At 38.2% G+C, this 19,080-nt stretch carries 19 protein-coding genes; 10 read left to right on the forward strand and 9 right to left on the reverse strand.

What is annotated here, in order from left to right:
• Positions 1-35 precede the first annotated feature (35 nt).
• The 4 genes from arsC (at position 36) to AAX15_RS09430 (ending at position 1,305) form a co-directional block, all read left to right on the forward strand.
• Positions 36-386 (forward strand): arsenate reductase (glutaredoxin), encoded by a 351-nt coding sequence (arsC, locus tag AAX15_RS02385; RefSeq protein WP_046938960.1) that lies wholly within the window; start codon positions 36-38, stop codon positions 384-386.
• A 67-nt stretch (positions 387-453) separates the two neighbouring features.
• Positions 454-699 carry an alternative ribosome-rescue factor A gene (locus AAX15_RS02390; RefSeq protein WP_046938961.1) on the forward strand — a complete coding sequence of 82 codons (246 nt, stop codon included), beginning with the start codon at positions 454-456 and terminating at the stop codon, positions 697-699.
• Between the two features lie 23 nt (positions 700-722).
• The gene (locus AAX15_RS02395; protein WP_046938962.1) at positions 723-1,019 is read left to right on the forward strand and encodes a DUF5377 family protein; all 297 of its coding nucleotides are present in this window, start codon (positions 723-725) and stop codon (positions 1,017-1,019) included.
• A 142-nt stretch (positions 1,020-1,161) separates the two neighbouring features.
• Complete coding sequence (locus tag AAX15_RS09430) at positions 1,162-1,305, forward strand: hypothetical protein (protein WP_155397806.1); 144 nt, start codon at positions 1,162-1,164, stop codon at positions 1,303-1,305.
• Here the strand turns inward: AAX15_RS09430 and AAX15_RS09520 are convergent, their stop codons facing one another.
• The 5 genes from AAX15_RS09520 to pnp form a co-directional block, all read right to left on the reverse strand.
• On the reverse strand, positions 1,306-1,458 hold the full coding sequence (locus tag AAX15_RS09520; protein ID WP_005631066.1) for a hypothetical protein: 153 nt from the start codon (positions 1,456-1,458) through the stop codon (positions 1,306-1,308).
• 1 nt (position 1,459) lies between these two features.
• The gene (gene mltF / locus AAX15_RS02400) at positions 1,460-2,911 is read right to left on the reverse strand and encodes a membrane-bound lytic murein transglycosylase MltF (RefSeq protein ID WP_046938963.1); all 1,452 of its coding nucleotides are present in this window, start codon (positions 2,909-2,911) and stop codon (positions 1,460-1,462) included.
• A gap of 169 nt (positions 2,912-3,080) precedes the next feature.
• Positions 3,081-4,919 carry a DEAD/DEAH box helicase gene (locus AAX15_RS02405; protein WP_046938964.1) on the reverse strand — a complete coding sequence of 613 codons (1,839 nt, stop codon included), beginning with the start codon at positions 4,917-4,919 and terminating at the stop codon, positions 3,081-3,083.
• Between the two features lie 120 nt (positions 4,920-5,039).
• Positions 5,040-5,984: a lipoprotein NlpI gene (nlpI, locus tag AAX15_RS02410; RefSeq protein WP_046938965.1), complete on the reverse strand. Its 945-nt coding sequence runs from the start codon at positions 5,982-5,984 to the stop codon at positions 5,040-5,042.
• A gap of 81 nt (positions 5,985-6,065) precedes the next feature.
• Positions 6,066-8,195: a polyribonucleotide nucleotidyltransferase gene (gene pnp / locus AAX15_RS02415; RefSeq protein ID WP_046938966.1), complete on the reverse strand. Its 2,130-nt coding sequence runs from the start codon at positions 8,193-8,195 to the stop codon at positions 6,066-6,068.
• Positions 8,196-8,468: 273 nt separating this feature from the next.
• Here pnp and AAX15_RS02420 point away from each other — a divergent pair, with 273 nt between their 5' ends.
• Together AAX15_RS02420 and nanQ are read left to right on the forward strand one after the other, a co-directional pair.
• Positions 8,469-9,311 carry a glycosyltransferase family 8 protein gene (locus AAX15_RS02420; protein ID WP_046938967.1) on the forward strand — a complete coding sequence of 281 codons (843 nt, stop codon included), beginning with the start codon at positions 8,469-8,471 and terminating at the stop codon, positions 9,309-9,311.
• Positions 9,312-9,386: 75 nt separating this feature from the next.
• Complete coding sequence (gene nanQ / locus AAX15_RS02425; RefSeq protein WP_046938968.1) at positions 9,387-9,854, forward strand: N-acetylneuraminate anomerase; 468 nt, start codon at positions 9,387-9,389, stop codon at positions 9,852-9,854.
• A 52-nt stretch (positions 9,855-9,906) separates the two neighbouring features.
• Here the strand turns inward: nanQ and AAX15_RS02430 are convergent, their stop codons facing one another.
• The 3 genes from AAX15_RS02430 to AAX15_RS02440 all read right to left on the reverse strand — a co-directional run bounded on the left by AAX15_RS02430 (position 9,907) and on the right by AAX15_RS02440 (position 12,167).
• The gene (locus AAX15_RS02430; RefSeq protein ID WP_046938969.1) at positions 9,907-10,128 is read right to left on the reverse strand and encodes a sulfurtransferase TusA family protein; all 222 of its coding nucleotides are present in this window, start codon (positions 10,126-10,128) and stop codon (positions 9,907-9,909) included.
• Positions 10,129-10,137: 9 nt separating this feature from the next.
• Positions 10,138-11,181, reverse strand: a complete 1,044-nt coding sequence (locus AAX15_RS02435) for a YeeE/YedE family protein (protein WP_046938970.1) — start codon at positions 11,179-11,181, stop codon at positions 10,138-10,140.
• A gap of 278 nt (positions 11,182-11,459) precedes the next feature.
• Entirely contained in the window at positions 11,460-12,167 is a 708-nt protein-coding gene (locus AAX15_RS02440) for a 7-cyano-7-deazaguanine/7-aminomethyl-7-deazaguanine transporter (RefSeq protein WP_005631081.1), read from the reverse strand.
• Between the two features lie 190 nt (positions 12,168-12,357).
• On the opposite strand from AAX15_RS02440, the gene pdxH reads away from it, so the two are divergent.
• Entirely contained in the window at positions 12,358-12,990 is a 633-nt protein-coding gene (gene pdxH / locus AAX15_RS02445; RefSeq protein WP_046938971.1) for a pyridoxamine 5'-phosphate oxidase, read from the forward strand.
• An 86-nt stretch (positions 12,991-13,076) separates the two neighbouring features.
• On the opposite strand, the gene typA is transcribed toward pdxH, so the two are convergent.
• Entirely contained in the window at positions 13,077-14,927 is a 1,851-nt protein-coding gene (typA, locus tag AAX15_RS02450; RefSeq protein WP_046938972.1) for a translational GTPase TypA, read from the reverse strand.
• Positions 14,928-15,160: 233 nt separating this feature from the next.
• On the opposite strand from typA, the gene glnA reads away from it, so the two are divergent.
• From glnA to pepB, 3 genes are all read left to right on the forward strand, one after another.
• Complete coding sequence (gene glnA, locus AAX15_RS02455) at positions 15,161-16,579, forward strand: glutamate--ammonia ligase (protein ID WP_046938973.1); 1,419 nt, start codon at positions 15,161-15,163, stop codon at positions 16,577-16,579.
• A gap of 86 nt (positions 16,580-16,665) precedes the next feature.
• Positions 16,666-17,718 (forward strand): dTDP-glucose 4,6-dehydratase, encoded by a 1,053-nt coding sequence (gene rfbB / locus AAX15_RS02460; RefSeq protein ID WP_046938974.1) that lies wholly within the window; start codon positions 16,666-16,668, stop codon positions 17,716-17,718.
• Positions 17,719-17,773: 55 nt separating this feature from the next.
• Complete coding sequence (gene pepB / locus AAX15_RS02465) at positions 17,774-19,078, forward strand: aminopeptidase PepB (RefSeq protein WP_046938975.1); 1,305 nt, start codon at positions 17,774-17,776, stop codon at positions 19,076-19,078.
• Positions 19,079-19,080: the final 2 nt, after the last annotated feature.

Here is a 19,080-nt window from a genome sequence, read left to right on the forward strand (position 1 = left end):
ATTTATAGTGTTTATAGCTACTAAGAGGAAATCCTATGTCTGTCGTAATTTATCACAACCCTCATTGTTCAAAAAGTCGTGAAACGCTAGCATTATTAGAAAATCAAGGTGTTCAGCCAATCGTTGAATTGTATTTGCAAAAGCAGTATTCCATTGATGAATTACAAAGCATTGCCCAAAAATTAGGAATTGATGATGTGCGTCAAATGATGCGTACGAAAGATGATTTATATAAAAGCTTAAATTTAGATAATTTAGCTCTCTCTCAAGCTGAATTATTAAAAGCCATGAGTGAACATTCAGCGCTTATTGAACGCCCAATTGTTATCAATGGTAATAAAGCTAAAATCGGGCGTCCGCCAGAAAGTGTACTTGAGATTTTGTAATTTAAACGTTTGCGCGTATAATACTCCCGCCGTGGAAATCCTTTCGCGGCTTTTTTGAGGAAAAATTATGGCAAAGCAACAAAAAAGTGCGGTTGAAAATGAAACCGTTTATGAGCACACTCGAGGAGTGATCAAAGATAATGCAGTGATGGCATTATTGCATGATAAATTATTTCGCCAGCGTGTTGAGAAAAAACGTAAAGGGAAAGGGAGTTACCAACGTAAAGCGAAACACGCAGGGAAAATGTTTGAAAAGCCCGATTATAAATTTTTTGATTACAGAAACTTTATAATCGGGTTTTTCTTAGGCTAAAAATAGTAAAAAGGAGTATAAAAATGTCAAATCAGCCTCAAGTCCTATTTAATAATACATGGAATGTACGCATTAGTGATCCTGGTGAAGAGGGGGCTAAAAGCCATTTTTTTGAAACTATCTACCTAACTTTAACAGCATATTTTGAAGAAAATAGAGTACGTTATGAGTTTGTTCGTAAAGTAGAAGATCAAATAAAAATTCAACGCTCTTTTATAGAACTAAATGAGTTATTCAAATTTCTGGGTGATTATTTTGATCCCGTTTTTATTGGATTATTAGGCGTGAAAATTGGGAATCTTGGTGTGAAATCAGAATAATAACTTGACTAATCCACAAAATATTCTAGTATTCTACCCATATTTTGTTATATAGACAAAATAGGGATCGCACTTTAAATTGTATAAACAATGACATAAAAGTGCGGTTATTTTTTTCTTTACTTTTATTGGAGAGCAAAATATGTCAGGTATTTTTACTCAAAGTCTAGCAAACCGTCGTCGTTATGGCGTGGCAGTATTTGTTGGTATCGTTGCAGGGATTATTTCTGCTTTTGTTAAATGGGGTGCCGAGCATCCATTTTTTTGTTGGAGAGAGATGCTTTAATTAACAACAAATTTCTTGTACGACAAATTGTAATGAATGTCTCGCAAATTGCTGTTGTTTACGGTGTTTCAAGCGTCTCAGACGTAGATTACGTGATAAAGAGGTTTGTTGTAAATTGGTTTTCTTTTTAAGAAAAGTTTTGCGTTTTAACATTTTATTTATCCTTTTTTTCTTTTATTTCTTCTGAATTTTCAACCGCACTTTCGTTGTTGGCATTATCATTCGTTGTTTGATTTTCTTGGACTCGATGATAATTCACAATGCTATTCATATAGCGGCGAATATTTTCTACATATTGATGGGCTTCATAGCCTCGCGCATAGCCGTATTTCAGTTGGGAATAATATCGTTTTTTTGCTAATAAAGGCAGATTTTTTTTCACATCGATCCAATAATCTGGATTTCCACCAAGATTTTTAGTTAAACGACGCGCATCAATTAAGTGACCCAATCCCATGTTATAGGCGGCTAAGGCAAACCAAATTCTTTCTTCTTTTTCAATGGTTTCTGGAATTTGACTAATCAGCCAGTGTAAATATTCTGATCCCGCTTTAATGCTTTGTTCAGGATCTGTTCTATCGATGATTTTCATACGTTGTGCGGTATTTTTAGTTAACATCATTATGCCACGCACGCCCGTAGGTGATGTTGCATCAGGATTCCAATGAGACTCTTGATAAGCGACTGCTGCGAGTAATCGCCAATCTAATTCACCTTTGTATTTTTCAAAGAGCGGTGAGAATTGTGGCAGGGTATTTTCAATTGCTTTCATATAAGAGCGCGTATCCACGTAATCAAATTGTGAAATATGCCCTAAATATTTTTCTTTTAAATTATCTACTAGCCCTGTTTCTTGTGCATTATTCATAAAATTGAGTAAGGCAGCTTGCAGATCATTGTAGGCATTATTCGGTAAATACCAGTGAATGTTTGCCTCATCAGTAATATCAAAGGCAATGGCTAATTCTGGTTTGATTTGTTGGATCGCTGCGATATCAATGGAATTAGCAATGATATAAGGAATTTTTCCTTCAGACAGCTGTAGTAATAGTTCTTCTTGAGTAAACGCTTGATTTCTTTTCCAAGTTAATTGTGGATATTGTTTTTGTAATTCTTTTAGTGTTTCTTCCAATGATGAATTGTTAGCAATATAAATTTCTTTCTTAATATCGCCTAGATTTTTAGGGCGTTGTTCATCTTTTCGATAAACTAATTGCCATGAAGCTGAATGATACGCTGGGCCAATTTGGAAACGTTCTGCATTATTAGGATGATATAAAAGGTGAGCGGCAGCTAAATCAATATTATGCTTATCTAACTCATTAAATAATTGTTCTTGATTATCGAAAGTTTTAATTTCGAGTTCTACACCTAGTGAATCAGCAAATGCTTTGGCCAATTCATATTCAAAGCCTCGTTCGCCGTCTTTATTGATAAAATAAGAAATAGGGTTGTTCATTGTGCCCACAATGAGTGAGCCTCGTTCTTGAATTGCTGTATAGTGGTTTTCTTCAGCATGGCGTAGAAATTGCCATGGGAATACCATATCAATAGCCCAAAGCAATAAAGCCAAGGCAGTAATAATACGTAAAAAGAGACCTTTCAATGATTTTTCCTATATAAAAATTTTGCGGGATTGTAGCCAGAATTTAAGCAATAGACAATAAAAAGCCCCTTGAGGTTCAAGGGGCTAATTCTACTTTATCAATAGTGCTAAATTTTAAATGATGGCAAAAACATTAGGAAATAGCACTATTCGTTATATCTTAAGGATATTATCCTCGGCGATCACGGCGTGGTTTATCGCTAAAAGTGCGGTTACTTTTTTCATTAAATTTACGATTTCCACGATTGTCACCAGTGCGTTCATTACGTCCGCGTTCTCCACGAAAATCGCCACCACGGCCTTTACGTTTACCGTTAAAATCATCGCCGCCACGCGAACTATCAGACTTCACCGCACCTAAGAAAGACATTTGCATTTGTTTATTCAATACGCGTGTTTTACCGAATTGTTGAAGCAGTTCTTTCGGCATACCTTGTGGCAATTCAACGGTAGTGTAGTCATCATAAAGTTTGATATGACCAATATAGCGGCTATTGATATCACCTTCGTTAGCAATTGCCCCCACGATATGGCGAACTTCTACACCATCCGCACGACCCACTTCTATACGATATAAATCCATTGGTTGTGGATTTCCGTAGCCTTTACGTTCGCCACGACGTTCAGCTGAACGTGGATTTTCACGGCGATCGCCTCGTTCATTACGTTCACGACGACGTTTTTCCATTAGTGGATCAGGTGGAAGAATGAGTTTTTGTTTGCCTTGGAGCAGCATCAACATTGCTGCAGCAATATCTTCTTGATCCTGATCGGCTGTGAATAAGTCTTCTAATAAACTACGATATTGTTCTAAATCGTGATGCTCGAGTTGTTTCGTAATTTTTGCGACGAATTTTTTGCGGCGGCATTCTTGTAACACAAGATGATTTGGCAATTCTACTTCATTGATACCTTTTTTCATTAGGTGTTCAATATTACGAAGTAAACGACGCTCACGAGGCTCAACGAATAATAAAGCACGACCAGAACGACCTGCACGACCAGTACGGCCAATTCGGTGTACATAAGATTCTGCATCAAGCGGAATGTCGTAGTTCACCACAAGGCTGATACGTTCAATATCAATACCACGTGCGGCCACATCGGTTGCCACAACAATATCTAAACTGCCGTTACGTAAGCGATCGAGTGTTTGCTCGCGCAATTGTTGTGTCATATCACCATTAAGTGCGGCAGAACGGAAACCATTTTTTTCAAGTAGTTCTGTAATGTCTAAAGTACCGGTTTTAGTGCGAGCAAAGATAATCGCAGCATCAAAATCTTCCACTTCTAAGAAACGAAGAAGGGCTTCATTTTTACGCACGCCGTGCACATACCAACAACTTTGGTCGATATCTGGGGCATTTTCGTTATTAACCTTGATCTTCACTTCTTTCGGATCATTCATAAAACGTTTCGTAATACGACGGATCGGTTCAGGCATTGTTGCAGAGAATAACGCAGTTTGGTGATTTTCTGGTAATTCTGCCATGACGGTTTCTACATCATCAATGAAACCCATACGTAGCATTTCATCTGCTTCATCTAATACGATAAAACGAAGTTCAGAAAGATTTAATGTTCCGCGACGAATATGGTCAAGAATACGGCCAGGTGTACCCACAACCACTTGTGCCCCTTGTTTTAATGCACGAAGTTGGATGTCATAACGTTGACCACCATATAAGGTAACAATACGGGAGCCGTGAGCATATTTAACAAATTGTTCGCACGCATCGGCAACTTGAATAGCAAGTTCACGAGTAGGCGCCATCACTAACATTTGTGGATGTTTTTCACTTGGATCGATTTGAGCTAATAAAGGCAGTGCAAAGGCAGCGGTTTTACCACTACCCGTTTGTGCCATACCTAGCACATCATTGCCACTGAGCAAATGCGGGATACAAGCTTGTTGAATTGGAGAAGGGGTTTCAAAACCTAAGTCAGAAACAGCTTTTAAGATGAACTCAGGTAAGCCTAAGTCATTAAAAGTAATTTTGTCAGTCATTAAAATACTCGAATATAAATAAGGAAAGCTCAAAGAGGCCTTCGGTTTATTAAGTTGAGCAGAGCAAATGAATTTTTCTATTCGTTCTACTGTAAAGAGCGGTGAGTTTTCGATTGATTTTTAGAAAACAATCGCTTTTGTTACCGCACTTTTCTCTTCTTTTTCGTCTTCTGTTTGAACCGGTTTTAATTTCATTAGTTCAAACGCGGCAAAACGATACTCAACAAAGTTATAAACCTGATTTGCCATAGCTAGTTTAAATAAAGCTGCCGCTTCATCTACTAGCCCTACATTGAGTTTTTGTTTTGCTAGATAAAAATAGGTTTCTGTGAGAATTTCAGCATATTGTTGTGAATTTTCAGCAAATTCATTCGCACGTTGTTGTAATTCTTCTACAGAGATGTGTCCTAAGTAATATTGAACGATATGTGTACCCCAGAAGTCCTCTGATAGCCCTTTTGCTCGTTCAACAAGGTTTGTTTGGGCTTCTTGTGGTTTTAATTTTTGTTCGTTCAAATATAGCCATAAGACACGATAGGGATCTTTTGTATCGGCTTGGTAGAACTGTAAGAAATCTTGCTGAGCAAGATGGTAGCGCCCTACATAATAAAAATTTAAACCACGATTAAGGTGGGTATAGTCATAACTTGAATCTAATTCAAACACCGTATTGAATGCTTCCAATGCGCCATCGTAATCTTCTTCAAGCAATAAATAAAGCCCTAAGTAATTGTACACAGATGCCATTTTAGGCTGTAATGCAAGGGCTTGAGTAAAATCGTAACGAGCAAGTCCCCATAACCCAAGGGAATCATAGAGTACGCCACGTTCAAAATGTAGCGATGCACGTTCTTCATTACTCATTTTTCCAACGAGTAGTACTTGGCTTAATCGCACGATCATCACTTCTTGTTCAAAGTGAGTATTCGGATTTTGTTCCGCCAACACGACATGATTTTTAGACACAAAACCGCCCCTAGACTGAACACAGCCTGCAAGGAGTAAGATCGCACATAAGCTAAATAAATAGACTATAAAATGGCGAGATAAGCGAAAACACTGCATTTGCTTTCTTTATGCCTAAAAGTTGGAAAACAACAAAACTTGGCAGCGGTTGCTACCAAGTTTTGATTCGATATCCCAAGATTATTCTTGTTCTTCTACAGAATCTTCTTGGTTAATTTCAGTTTCTTGTTTTGGAGCCAAGTCTTTCATTGTTAAACGAATACGACCTTGACGATCGATTTCAACAACTTTTACGTTTACTTCTTGACCCACTTGGAGGTAATCGCTAACTTTTTCTACGCGCTCTTCAGCAATTTGAGAAATATGAACTAAACCTTCTTTATTTCCAACGATTGCTACGAATGCACCAAAATCAGCAAGGCGAGTCACTTTACCTTTGTAAATTGCGCCAGCTTCAACTTCTGCAACGATTTCTTCAATACGTCCCATTACGTTTTTCGCTGCATTGCTATCTACTGCGGCAATTTTCACGGTACCATCGTCATCAATGTCAATTGATGTACCAGTTTCTTCAGTTAGTGAACGAATTGTTGCACCACCTTTACCAATGACATCTTTGATTTTCTTAGGATCAATTTTCATTGTATAGATGCGCGGTGCGTAATCGGAAATATCTGCGCGTGGAGCAGGGATTGCTTGTTCCATTACACCAAGAATGTGCATACGTGCACTTTTCGCTTGGTTTAATGCAATTTGCATAATTTCAGGGGTGATACCTTCAATTTTAATGTCCATTTGAAGCGCGGTGACACCTTCACGTGTACCCGCTACTTTAAAGTCCATATCACCTAAGTGGTCTTCATCACCTAAGATATCTGAAAGAACCACAAATTTCTCTTCTTCTTTCACTAAGCCCATTGCGATACCTGCAACAGCGGCTTTGATTGGTACACCTGCATCCATTAATGCTAAAGACGCACCACATACAGACGCCATAGAAGAAGAACCGTTAGATTCAGTGATTTCAGATACAACACGCACAACATACGGGAATTCTGCAAGACTTGGCATAACTGCTGCTACACCACGTTTTGCTAAACGACCATGACCGATTTCACGGCGTTTTGGCGAACCGATCATACCGGTTTCACCTACAGAGTATGGAGGGAAGTTGTAGTGGAATAAGAAGTGATCTTGACGTTCACCTGTTAATTCATCGATGATTTGTGCATCACGTTCAGTACCTAACGTTGCAACAGCTAATGCTTGCGTTTCACCACGGGTGAAAATTGCAGAACCGTGAGTACGTGGTAATACCCCAGTGCAAATGTCTAATGCACGAACGGTATCAACGGTACGACCATCAATACGTGGTTCACCTGCAATGATACGGCCACGAACGATTTGGCTTTCAAGTGCGGTGAAAATATCTACGATTTTACCTTCGCTGATTTCTTCATTTTCAGCTGTGATTTGTGCAATCACATCCGCTTTAATCGCGTCGATCTGTTCGTAACGTGCTTGTTTTTCAGTAATGCGGTATGCATCGCCTAAACGTGCTTCAGCAATCGCTTTTACTTTGTTGATTAAATCTGTGTTTGGTTGTGGTGCAACCCAATCCCAACGAGGTTTGCCAGCTTCTTTTGCAAATTCTTTGATCGCTTCGATTACAACTTGTTGTTGTTGATGACCAAATACGACCGCTGCTAACATTTGTTCTTCAGTTAAGATATCAGCTTCAGATTCAACCATTAATACTGCTTTATCAGTACCTGCAACCACTAAGTCTAAACGGCTTTGTTTTTGTTCTGCCATAGTTGGGTTTAATACGAATTGGTTGTCGATGAAACCAACACGTGCCGCACCAATAGGGCCATTGAAAGGCACGCCAGATAAAGTTAATGCTGCAGAAGCACCAATCATTGCTACTAAGTCAGGGCTGATTTGTGGGTTTACAGAAACCACAGTTGCCACAACTTGGATTTCGTTGAAGAAACCTTCTGGGAATAATGGGCGAATTGGACGGTCGATTAAACGTGCAATTAAAGTTTCGCCTTCAGATGGACGACCTTCACGTTTGAAGAAACCACCAGGGATTTTACCCGCTGCATAAGTACGCTCTTGATAGTTTACGGTTAATGGGAAGAAATCTTGACCTTCTTTCACATCTTTTTTAGCCACAACAGTCACGAATACCGTGGTATCGTCCATGCTTGCCATAACCGCTGCCGTTGCTTGACGTGCAATTGCGCCGGTTTCTAGAGTAACGGTATGTTGACCGTATTTAAATTGTTTAACAATTGGATTCACAATGTTTTCCTTAAAATTTATATTAAAAACAATGCCTTATTTTCCAGATTGCGACTAGCAAAAGAAATCTTTTGTAAAAATAACCGCACTTTCGAGCGCTTAAAATTGCTTTTGATAGCCGCACGCTAATGTAGAAAATAAAGCCTGAGCATTATACAGGATGTTTTGCCTTAGTGGGTAACTTTATTTCACATTGTCAACTTGTTATGATTGTGTCACTTTTATTTTGCTCTAAAAAAGTTGATTGTGACTCACTCAAATTAGATTCCCCTTATGAAATATAATGTAATTATGGCTAGTGATGCCAACTATCTTCCTTATGTAGAAATTACACTGAAATCTTTATTAATGCACCATGAAAATCTCTCTGTTTTTATTTTACATACAGGAGATATTTCTGCGTCGTGGCAAAATGATCTTCAACCTTATTTTGCTAAACGCTATTCAACATTACAATTAATTCATATAGATAAATTAGAATTAGATTCTTTCAGTGCAAATAATTATATTACTTCTGCTACTTATTTAAGATTTTATATTGATCGATTACTTCATTATAGCGATATTCCTTATTGGATTTATCTTGATTGTGATATCGTGATTAATGGCAATATTATGCTTCCTTTTGAATGCTTAGATTTTTCTCGACGCTCATTAGCCGCAGTTTTAGATCCTTATATAACTCGTATAGGCCATCCTTATCAAGATGGGGATTATTTTAATGCGGGAGTTTTATATTTGAATATGGAGAAGTATCGCTTAGGTATTTCATCATTTTCTAAAGAATTATTTGAATTACATGAAAAGTTAAAAGAACGTTTAATTTATGGCGATCAAGATATACTAAATTACTATTTTAAAGATTGTTGGATACCATTAGACAAGCGTTATAATTTTCAATTAGATCATATGATTTCAATTAATAGTCTTGATATTTCTCCTGTTATTTTTCATTTTACAGGTCCTCATAAGCCTCTCGATAATATTTTTTCTGAGAATGCTTGTGTTAATGCCGTAATTTCATTGTTTAGACTTTATGCGTCAATAAGTTGGCAAGATGTTTGCTCTCTTCCGCTCGGTACTGTAAGAGCTAATTGGACTAATCAAGAGAGATGATGTAATCGGTAGCTTTATTTAATTTAACCGACTTGGTATCATAGGATAACTTTTATCCACTATAAGGAAAATTCTATGATTATTAGCAGTTTAACCAGCCCAAATTTTAAAGTTGGTTTACCAAAAGTGATTGCTGAAGTATGTGATTATTTAAATACATTAGATTTGAATGCGTTAGAAAATGGTCGCCATGATATTAACGATCAAATTTATATGAACGTAATGGAGCCAGAAACAGCAGAGCCAAGTAGCAAAAAAACAGAGTTACATCATGAATACTTAGATGTTCAGGTGTTAATCCGCGGCACGGAAAATATAGAAGTTGGCGCTAATTATCCTGATTTGTCTAAATATGAATCTTATAATGAAGCAGACGATTATCAACTTTGTGCAGATATTGATAATAAATTTACCGTCACAATGAAACCAAAAATGTTCGCTGTATTTTATCCTTACGAACCGCATAAACCTTGCTGCGTAGTGAATGGAAAAACAGAAAAAATTAAAAAATTAGTCGTGAAAGTGCCTGTTAAATTAATTTAATTTTTGAAAAAGGGCGGTTAATCATGTTTTTGTTTTTAACCGCTCTTTTTTATTATTTAATCACCGTAATTGACCATTTGGCATCATCAATTTGCTCGAAGTTTGTTACTTCATAGCCTTCTTCAGCAGCCCAAGCAGGGATAGCTTCAGTAGCTTGGGTACAGTCAAATTCAATTTCTAGGCCATCGCCTTTATTTAACTTAGCCATGGCTTCCTTCGCTTCAACTAGAGGAAATGGGCAAACAAGGCCAAGTGTTGGTAATTTAATGATCATATAAACTCCTTATGATACTTTTGCTAATTTTAAACGTTGTGGTCGGATAATAGTGAAGTAGGCAGCTACCCAAGTGCCGAGAATCATCAATGGCAATGAAACCCAACCTTGCCAAGAGAAAAAGGCGGTTTCGACTAATCCATTACCGATAGAGCAGCCACCCGCAAGGGTTGTGCCAATCCCCATGAGAATACCGCCGAGTCCGCTGCGTAGAATCGTGGTAGCATCTGGTACACGGATACGAAATTCATTGCTCGCTTTCGCGCCGATGAATGACCCGATAAAAATCCCTAAGACTAAGAATACGCCCCAGTTAATAAATTTACCGTCGCCAGTAACGAGGAATTGCATAATATTGGCTGATGGACCAGTGATCCCAAGTCCAAACTCACGGCCAGTAGCGACACTGAGTGGCCAAGCCGCAAGTGCGATTAATCCGATTAATACGGCAGAGAAAAATGGATGCCAGCGTTTTTCAAATAATAAGTGAGGAAGCCCCGTTTTCTTTGGTTTTAATGCCGCGACTTTTACGCTTGGTTTGCTTAGGTGTTTGTACACATAGAAAGCCGTCACTAAAGTTAATAATGCGACTAACCACCAAGGTGAAATACCGAATGTATCGTAAATATTGCGTTGTTCAATATTGATACTGCGTAAGGTTTTATTGAATTCCCCTAATGGGCCAGTACGCATGATGGCACTTAACAACATATAAGTGAATAACGCGACCCAACTGCCGACTAAGCCTTCCGCAGCACGGTACCATGTACCTGTCGCACAACCGCCAGCAAGAACAATGCCGATACCAAACACAAAGGCACCGATAATCACGGCTAAAAAGGCAAAATTTTCAGCTGGATCAACATTTAATACCCCGATTTCCTTTAACAGGAAAAAACCAATAGATTGTACGGTAATCGCCAATAAAAGGGCTACAAACATTTTGTTATTTTTGGTGACATACATATCGCGAAATGCGCCAGTAATACAAAAGCGCCCACGCTGCATCACAAATCCGAGTAAAATTCCGCAAAGTAATCCGGTTAAAAGCATAAATATTCCCTCTCTTTTAGAACTAAGTAGGTCGGTATTTTCTAAAAAAATAAGAAGGTTGCGCCAATAACTTTTAGCTAGAAAATATATTTTTTTGATATAAAAAAGTGAGGTTATAAATTTATACTTTTTTACCACACAGCTTTAGCAACGTAAGTGTAGAGAAGAATATAATAGGAAGACTTTATGGCGCTCTCAAGCGATTTAATGAGCTTCTTAATAATTAACCCCACTCAAAAGAGCGGGGTTAATTGTTTTATATGCGTCAGAAATTTGGTTTATGCAGGAACGCGTTCTGCTACGAGCATTTGTAGTTTTCGTAAAATAACATTTAATACTACGCCATAGGCTGGGACGAACAAGATAATTCCTATAAATAATTTAAATAGATAATCTACAAAGCCGAGTTGTGCCCAGTGTTCAGCCATGAATGGATCTGCACTTTGGTAGAAGGCGACACTGAAGAATACAAACGTATCCGCCATTGAGCCAAATGTCATTGAGCTAGTTGGTGCTACCCACCATGTTTTTAACTGGCGTAAGCGGTTAAATACGATTACATCAAGCAATTGTCCTACTACGTAAGCGGCAAAGCTCGCAATAGCAATACGGAATACAAACAGATCAAAATGCGTTAATGATTCGAAACCTTGGAATTTGCTTTCAGAGAATAAAACAGATATGACGTAACTTACAATAAGTGCAGGAAACATCACCACGAAGATAATTTTTCTTGCATCTTCCGCACCGAAAATACGCACAGTCAAATCAGTAGCCAAAAAGATAAATGGGAATGTGAGCGTTCCCCAAGTGCTGTGGAAAGAAAAATCATTTGCTGCACCAAGTGCGGTTAATTTCAGCGTAATTTCAAAAGGGATTTGTACAAAGTAATTGCTCGCTGCAATTATGAATATGTGGAAAAAGCTGAGCCAGATGATTGCACGACGTTTTTGTTGATCATTAAAGATCGGAGAGTTTAATTTCATGTTGTACCTTTTTAGTTTAAATAAATCGGGGTTAGGGAACCCGAGGTTGAATATAGGGGGCTAGATAATACGCATATTTCAAATAATTGCAAGATTTGATGTCATTTGAGTTTTATTTTATGAAAATTGACGAACGATTTTACAGCCTTTATTCTATTTGCGTTTTCCACCAAATTTGAAAGGAGAGAAAATGGAGTTACACAATATTCGCGATGAATATACTAAACGAGTGCTTTCACAACATGATTGTTATGAAAATCCAATCTCGCAATTTGAACAGTGGCAGAAAGAGGCAATTCATGCACAAGTGAATGAGCCTACTGCAATGAATATTGCGACTGTTGATGAACAAGGTCGCCCAAATAGCCGAATGGTTTTGCTAAAAGAAGTCAATGAGCAAGGTTTTGTCTTTTTTACGAATTATCTTAGCCGAAAAGGTAGCTGTATTGAGCGTAATCCTTATGTTGCGCTGACTTTCTTTTGGCCTGAATTGGAACGCCAAGTGCGAATTGAAGGTAAGGCGGTTAAAATCCCAGCAGAACGATCCGATAAATATTTTGCTACCCGCCCTTACACCAGTCGCATAGGAGCTTGGGCAAGTGAGCAAAGTGCGGTGATTTCTAATTATAAATCTTTGTTAGCAAAAGCAGCATTGGTTGCTGCTAAACATCCGTTAAAGGTGCCTCGACCAGATTATTGGGGCGGCTATTTAGTTTTGCCAGTAACCGTGGAGTTTTGGCAAGGGCGACCAAGCCGTTTACATGATCGCATTCGTTATCGTAAAGAAAGCGATAATTGGATTAGAGAAAGACTTTCTCCTTAGTAAATTGAGCATAAAAATAACCGCACTTTAGTTATATTCCAAAAGTGCGGTTAATTTTTTACAAATTTTCGTGCTAGCGTTGTCTATTAATGCGTGCTAGTACTTGTCGTTGTACGATTTGCACGTTTACGATCGTTTTCCGTTAAAAGTTTTTTACGGATACGAATCGACTCAGGCGTTACTTCCACTAACTCATCGTCGTCGATAAATTCAATCGCTTGTTCAAGACTGAATTTTACAGGTGTAGTCAGGACAATCGCATCGTCTTTACCTGACGCACGCATATTGGTGAGTTTTTTACCTTGTAAGCAGTTTACGGTTAAGTCATTTGAACGGCTATGAATACCGATAATTTGACCTTCATAAACTTCTACGTTTGCATCAATCATTAACTTACCACGTTCTTGTAAGCCAAATAATGCATAGCCAAGTGCTTTACCTGTTGCATTAGAAATCAACACACCATTTTTACGTTGACCGATATCTCCACCTTTGATTTCATCATAGTGGCTAAAGCTTGAGTAAAGTAAGCCTGTACCAGAAGTCATGGTCATAAAGTCACCACGGAAGCCAATTAATCCACGGCTAGGAATGATGTATTCTAAGCGAACACGGCCTTTACCGTCAGGTAGCATGTCTCGAACTTCACCTTTACGGATACCTAAGGCCTCCATCACAGAACCTTGATGTTGTTCTTCCACATCGATAGTCACTTGTTCGTATGGCTCTTGTTTTTTACCGTCAATATCACGATAGATTACTTTAGGACGAGAAACGGCAAGCTCATAACCTTCACGACGCATATTTTCGATTAACACGGAAAGATGTAATTCACCACGACCAGACACACGGAATTCATCTGGGTTTGGGGTTTCTTCTACACGTAACGCTACGTTGTGAACCAATTCTTTATTTAAACGTTCAAGAATTTGACGAGATGTTACGTATTTACCTTCTTGGCCTGCAAATGGAGAGGTATTTACACAGAAGAACATGGTTACAGTTGGTTCATCAACGGTTAATGATGGAAGCGCTTCAACTGCGTTGATATCACAAATCGTATCAGAAATATTTAATTCACCTAAACCAGTGATCGCCACGATATCGCCCGCGTAAGCAACATCTTCTTCATAACGTTGTAAACCAAGATGACCAAGTACTTGACCGATACGACCTTGACGAGTTTTTCCTTCACTATTGATGATAGTAACTGGTTGGTTTGGTTTAACTGAACCACGCTTAATACGACCAATGCCGATAACACCTACATAGTTGTTGTAGTCTAATTGTGAAATTTGCATTTGGAATGGTGCATCAAGTTCTACTTTTGGCGGTTCAACGTGTTGAACGATCGCTTCAAATAACGGCGTCATATCTTCCGCTAATTCTTCGTGTTCGAGACCCGCAACACCATTTAATGCTGAAGCATAGATAATTGGGAAGTCTAATTGCTCATCGGTTGCACCAAGATTTACGAATAAATCAAATACTTGATCTACAACCCAGTCAGGACGTGCACCAGGGCGGTCAACTTTATTAATTACGACGATAGGTTTTAAGCCATGAGCGAATGCTTTTTGGGTCACGAAGCGCGTTTGTGGCATTGGGCCGTCAAAAGCATCAACAACTAATAGAACAGAGTCCACCATAGAAAGTACGCGTTCAACTTCACCACCGAAGTCTGCGTGTCCTGGAGTATCCACGATGTTAATGCGGTAGTCGTTCCAGTTAATTGCGGTATTTTTTGCAAGAATTGTAATGCCACGTTCTTTTTCAAGATCGTTTGAGTCCATAACTCGTTCATCTACATCACCACGTGCAGATTCAAAAGTACCAGATTGTTGAAGAAGTTTATCTACAAGAGTGGTTTTACCATGGTCAACGTGCGCAATAATTGCGATGTTACGGAGTTTTTTAATGTCAATTTCGTTTTTCATTGTTTAATGCTTTGATTAGATGAGATGCAATTTCTTATTGCATCGTTAACATAAAAAATGGTGCAACGAGTTGCACCCTACGTTTCTACATTTGTCGAAGGGGCAAAAATTATACATGCATTTTTCTTTTTCTGCTATGGCCAGAATAAGAAAAATAAATCTCATGAAAAAATAGTATGGTTACGTTATAATGCGGACTTATTTTAATCGGACTAATTATAGAGGACTCCCTAATGCCAAACACAAATGCAATCGCCAATGTATTTAAGCTAATTGAAGAAAATAATGTAAAATTTGTACTTCTTCGATTCACCGATATTAAAGGCAAAGAGCATGGTATATCCATTCCAGTAAGCCTTGTGGATGAAGAAATGTTTGAAGATGGCAAGATGTTTGATGGTTCCTCTGTAGAAGGATGGAAGACCATTAATAAAGCCGATATGTTGCTCATGCCAATGGCTGAAACCGCAGTTGTCGATCCATTCGCGCAAATTCCAACGCTTTCTATTCGTTGTAGTGTTTATGAACCAACAACAATGCAAAGCTATGATCGTGATCCGCGCTCTATTGCAATTCGTGCAGAAAATTATATGCGTTCAACTGGTATTGCAGATCAAGCTTTTTTCGGCCCAGAGCCAGAATTCTTCTTATTTGATGATGTGCGTTTTAATGTATCAATGAACAAAGCGTCTTTTTCTATTGATGATATAGAAGCTGCTTGGAACACCAACAAAAAATACGAAGGTGGTAACAACGCTTATCGTCCATTGAAAAAAGGCGGTTACTGTGCGGTTGCTCCAATTGATACGGCACACGATATTCGCTCTGAAATGTGTTTGATTTTAGAAGAAATGGGATTAGTTATCGAAGCACATCATCATGAAGTGGCGACTGCGGGACAAAACGAAATTGCGACTAAATTTAATACGCTAACTTTAAAAGCAGATGAAACGCAAATCTATAAATATGTCGTGCAAAACGTTGCATTAGAGCACGGCAAAACAGCATGTTTTATGCCAAAACCAATTACGGGCGATAATGGTTCGGGCATGCACTGTAATATGTCATTAAGCAAAGACGGAAAAAATATTTTCCAAGGCGATAAATATGCAGGCCTTTCAGAAACCGCACTTTACTACATCGGCGGTATCATTAAGCACGCTAAAGCATTAAATGCATTTACTAATCCAAGTACGAACTCATATAAACGTTTAGTGCCTGGTTATGAAGCGCCAGTATTGTTAGCTTATTCTGCAAGCAATCGTTCTGCCTCAATTCGTATCCCTGCAGTAACCAACCCGAAAGCGATTCGTGTAGAAGCACGTTTCCCAGATCCATTGGCAAACCCATATCTTGCATTTGCTGCATTATTGATGGCAGGTCTTGATGGTGTAGTAAACAAAATCCACCCAGGTGATGCAATGGATAAAAATCTTTATGATCTTCCTCCAGAAGAATTAAAAGATATTCCAGCGGTAGCAAGCTCACTAGAAGAAGCGTTGAATTCATTAGAAAAAGACTATGAATTCTTAACTAAAGGTGGCGTATTTGCTAAAGATTTTATTGATGCGTTTATCAGTATCAAACGTAAAGAAGTGGAACGTTTAAATATGGCACCACATCCAGTTGAGTTTGAGATGTATTATGCGTAATCATTATTGATGAAATCATTTTTAAAAGTGCGGTAAAATTTACCGCACTTTTCGTTTGAAATTGTTTATAACGAGACTCGGGTAAAATGTCGAATACAAATAGAACAATTCTAGTTACTGGTGGAGCGGGTTTTATTGGTTCTGCGCTTGTCCGTTATCTTCTTGAAAAGACAAATAATAAGATCGTAAATGTTGATAAGCTGACTTATGCAGGAAATTTATCCTCACTTAAAACCGTAGAAAACCATCCACGTTATGCTTTTGTACAAGCAGATATTTGTGATACTAAAGCGTTGTCTTATATTTTTGCACAATATCAACCTGATGCCGTTATCCATCTTGCCGCTGAAAGTCATGTTGATCGTTCTATAAATGCTTCTTCGGAGTTTATACAAACTAACATTGTAGGAACTTATAAGCTACTTGAATCAACTCTAGATTACTGGCATCGTTTAGATAATCAAAAAAAATCCAGCTTCCGATTCTTACATATTTCCACCGATGAAGTTTATGGAGATTTAAAAAGTAATGAGGGATTATTTACTGAAACATCAACTTATAAACCTAGTAGCCCTTATTCTGCTTCAAAGGCGGCAAGCGATCATCTTGTTCAGGCTTGGTATAGAACATATGGGTTACCGACAATCATTACACATAGTTCAAATAATTATGGCCCGTATCAGTACCCTGAAAAATTAATTCCATTGATGATTTTAAATGCGATAGAGGGAAAAACACTGCCTATTTATGGCGATGGTTTACAAATTAGAGATTGGTTATTTGTTGAAGATCATATTGCTGCATTGTATAGCGTTTTGACGAAAGGAAATATTGGGGAAACGTATAATATTGGCGGAAATAATGAAAAGTCCAATATTGATGTAGTACGTTCCATTTGCTCTTTGGTGGAAGAATGTTTACCTAATAAACCAAAACATATTGATAAATATGAAGATTTGATTTGCTATGTCAACGATAGACCTGGTCATGATATTCGTTATGCGCTTGATACAAGTAAAATCAATAATGAGTTAGGCTGGGTGCCTAAAGAGACTTTTGAATCTGGATTAAGAAAAACGGTAATTTGGTATTTGAACCATCGAGAATGGTGTCAAAGAGTTTTAAATAATGTTAAATAAAAAATAAAACTGGTATAGTTTTATTCCGCTATGAGCTTATATTCGAGAAATAAAAATGGAAATTATATTATCAATAAACCAAGCATCTGACGCTTGGGGCAAAAATGCTATTTTGAGCTTTGACTCTAATAAAGCTACGATTCATTTAAAAAATAATCAAAAAACTGACCGCGCTTTAGTTCAACAAGCCGCTCGTAAATTGCGTGGGCAGGGAATTAAAGATGTGGAATTGGTCGGTGAAGAATGGGATTTAGAATTTTGTTGGGCGTTTTATCAAGGTTTTTATACCGCAAAACAAGATTATGGGATTGAGTTTCCTCATCTGGATCATGCTCTACAAGATGAATTATTGGCGCGTATCGAATGTGGTGATTTTGTGCGTGGGATTATTAATGAACCAGCACAAAGTTTAACACCTGTGAAATTAGCGGAGCGTGCGGCTGAATTTATCTTAAACCAAGCTGATATTTATGATGAAAAAAGTGCGGTAAGTTTTAAGATTATTTCTGGTGAGGAACTTGAGCAACGAGGTTATCATGGAATTTGGACGGTGGGTAAAGGCTCTGCTAACTTGCCCGCTATGTTGCAACTTGATTTCAATCCAACACAAGATCCGAATGCGCCAGTGTTAGCTTGTTTAGTTGGCAAGGGGATTACCTTTGACAGTGGCGGCTACAGCATTAAACCAAGTGATGGAATGAGTACAATGCGAACCGATATGGGCGGGGCTGCATTATTAACGGGGGCATTAGGTTTCGCTATCGCTCGTGGATTAAATCAACGCGTTAAACTGTATTTATGTTGTGCAGAAAATTTGGTAAGCAATAATGCCTTTAAACTTGGGGATATTATTACTTATAAAAATGGCGTGAGCGCAGAAGTGTTGAATACGGATGCTGAAGGTCGTTTGGTGTTAGCTGATGGATTGATTGAGGCTGATAACCAAAATCCAGGTTTTATTATTGATTGTGCGACGTTAACTGGCGCAGCAAAAGTGGCTGTAGGAAACGACTATCATTCGGTATTATCTATGGATGATGAGTTAGTGAAGAACCTTTTCCAATCAGCACAAACAGAAAATGAACCTTTCTGGCGTTTACCATTTGAAGATTTTCATCGCTCACAAATTAATTCATCTTTTGCCGATATTGCTAATATTGGTTCGGTTCCTGTTGGAGCGGGGGCAAGTACTGCAACTGCATTTTTATCGTATTTTATAAAAAATTATCAACAAAATTGGTTGCATATTGATTGTTCCGCGACTTATCGTAAATCTGGTAGTGATTTATGGGCTGTTGGAGCAACAGGGATTGGTGTGCAAACTTTAGCAAATTTAATGTTATCAAAATCATTGAAGTAGGG

The sequence above is a fragment of the Haemophilus haemolyticus genome (assembly GCF_001008275.1).
GTDB lineage: Bacteria > Pseudomonadota > Gammaproteobacteria > Enterobacterales > Pasteurellaceae > Haemophilus > Haemophilus haemolyticus_P.

What these genes read in the sequence shown, in the direction of transcription:
- nlpI (WP_046938965.1), bottom strand. Translation starts at nt 5,984, where the DNA reads ATGCAGTGTTTTCGCTTATCTCGCCATTTTATAGTCTATTTATTTAGC.
- AAX15_RS02435 (WP_046938970.1), bottom strand. Translation starts at nt 11,181, where the DNA reads ATGCTTTTAACCGGATTACTTTGCGGAATTTTACTCGGATTTGTGATG.
- arsC (WP_046938960.1), top strand. Translation starts at nt 36, where the DNA reads ATGTCTGTCGTAATTTATCACAACCCTCATTGTTCAAAAAGTCGTGAA.
- rfbB (WP_046938974.1), top strand. Translation starts at nt 16,666, where the DNA reads ATGTCGAATACAAATAGAACAATTCTAGTTACTGGTGGAGCGGGTTTT.
- pepB (WP_046938975.1), top strand. Translation starts at nt 17,774, where the DNA reads ATGGAAATTATATTATCAATAAACCAAGCATCTGACGCTTGGGGCAAA.
- AAX15_RS02430 (WP_046938969.1), bottom strand. Translation starts at nt 10,128, where the DNA reads ATGATCATTAAATTACCAACACTTGGCCTTGTTTGCCCATTTCCTCTA.
- AAX15_RS09430 (WP_155397806.1), top strand. Translation starts at nt 1,162, where the DNA reads ATGTCAGGTATTTTTACTCAAAGTCTAGCAAACCGTCGTCGTTATGGC.
- AAX15_RS09520 (WP_005631066.1), bottom strand. Translation starts at nt 1,458, where the DNA reads ATGTTAAAACGCAAAACTTTTCTTAAAAAGAAAACCAATTTACAACAA.
- nanQ (WP_046938968.1), top strand. Translation starts at nt 9,387, where the DNA reads ATGATTATTAGCAGTTTAACCAGCCCAAATTTTAAAGTTGGTTTACCA.
- glnA (WP_046938973.1), top strand. Translation starts at nt 15,161, where the DNA reads ATGCCAAACACAAATGCAATCGCCAATGTATTTAAGCTAATTGAAGAA.
- AAX15_RS02405 (WP_046938964.1), bottom strand. Translation starts at nt 4,919, where the DNA reads ATGACTGACAAAATTACTTTTAATGACTTAGGCTTACCTGAGTTCATC.
- pdxH (WP_046938971.1), top strand. Translation starts at nt 12,358, where the DNA reads ATGGAGTTACACAATATTCGCGATGAATATACTAAACGAGTGCTTTCA.
- AAX15_RS02390 (WP_046938961.1), top strand. Translation starts at nt 454, where the DNA reads ATGGCAAAGCAACAAAAAAGTGCGGTTGAAAATGAAACCGTTTATGAG.
- typA (WP_046938972.1), bottom strand. Translation starts at nt 14,927, where the DNA reads ATGAAAAACGAAATTGACATTAAAAAACTCCGTAACATCGCAATTATT.
- AAX15_RS02440 (WP_005631081.1), bottom strand. Translation starts at nt 12,167, where the DNA reads ATGAAATTAAACTCTCCGATCTTTAATGATCAACAAAAACGTCGTGCA.
- AAX15_RS02420 (WP_046938967.1), top strand. Translation starts at nt 8,469, where the DNA reads ATGAAATATAATGTAATTATGGCTAGTGATGCCAACTATCTTCCTTAT.
- AAX15_RS02395 (WP_046938962.1), top strand. Translation starts at nt 723, where the DNA reads ATGTCAAATCAGCCTCAAGTCCTATTTAATAATACATGGAATGTACGC.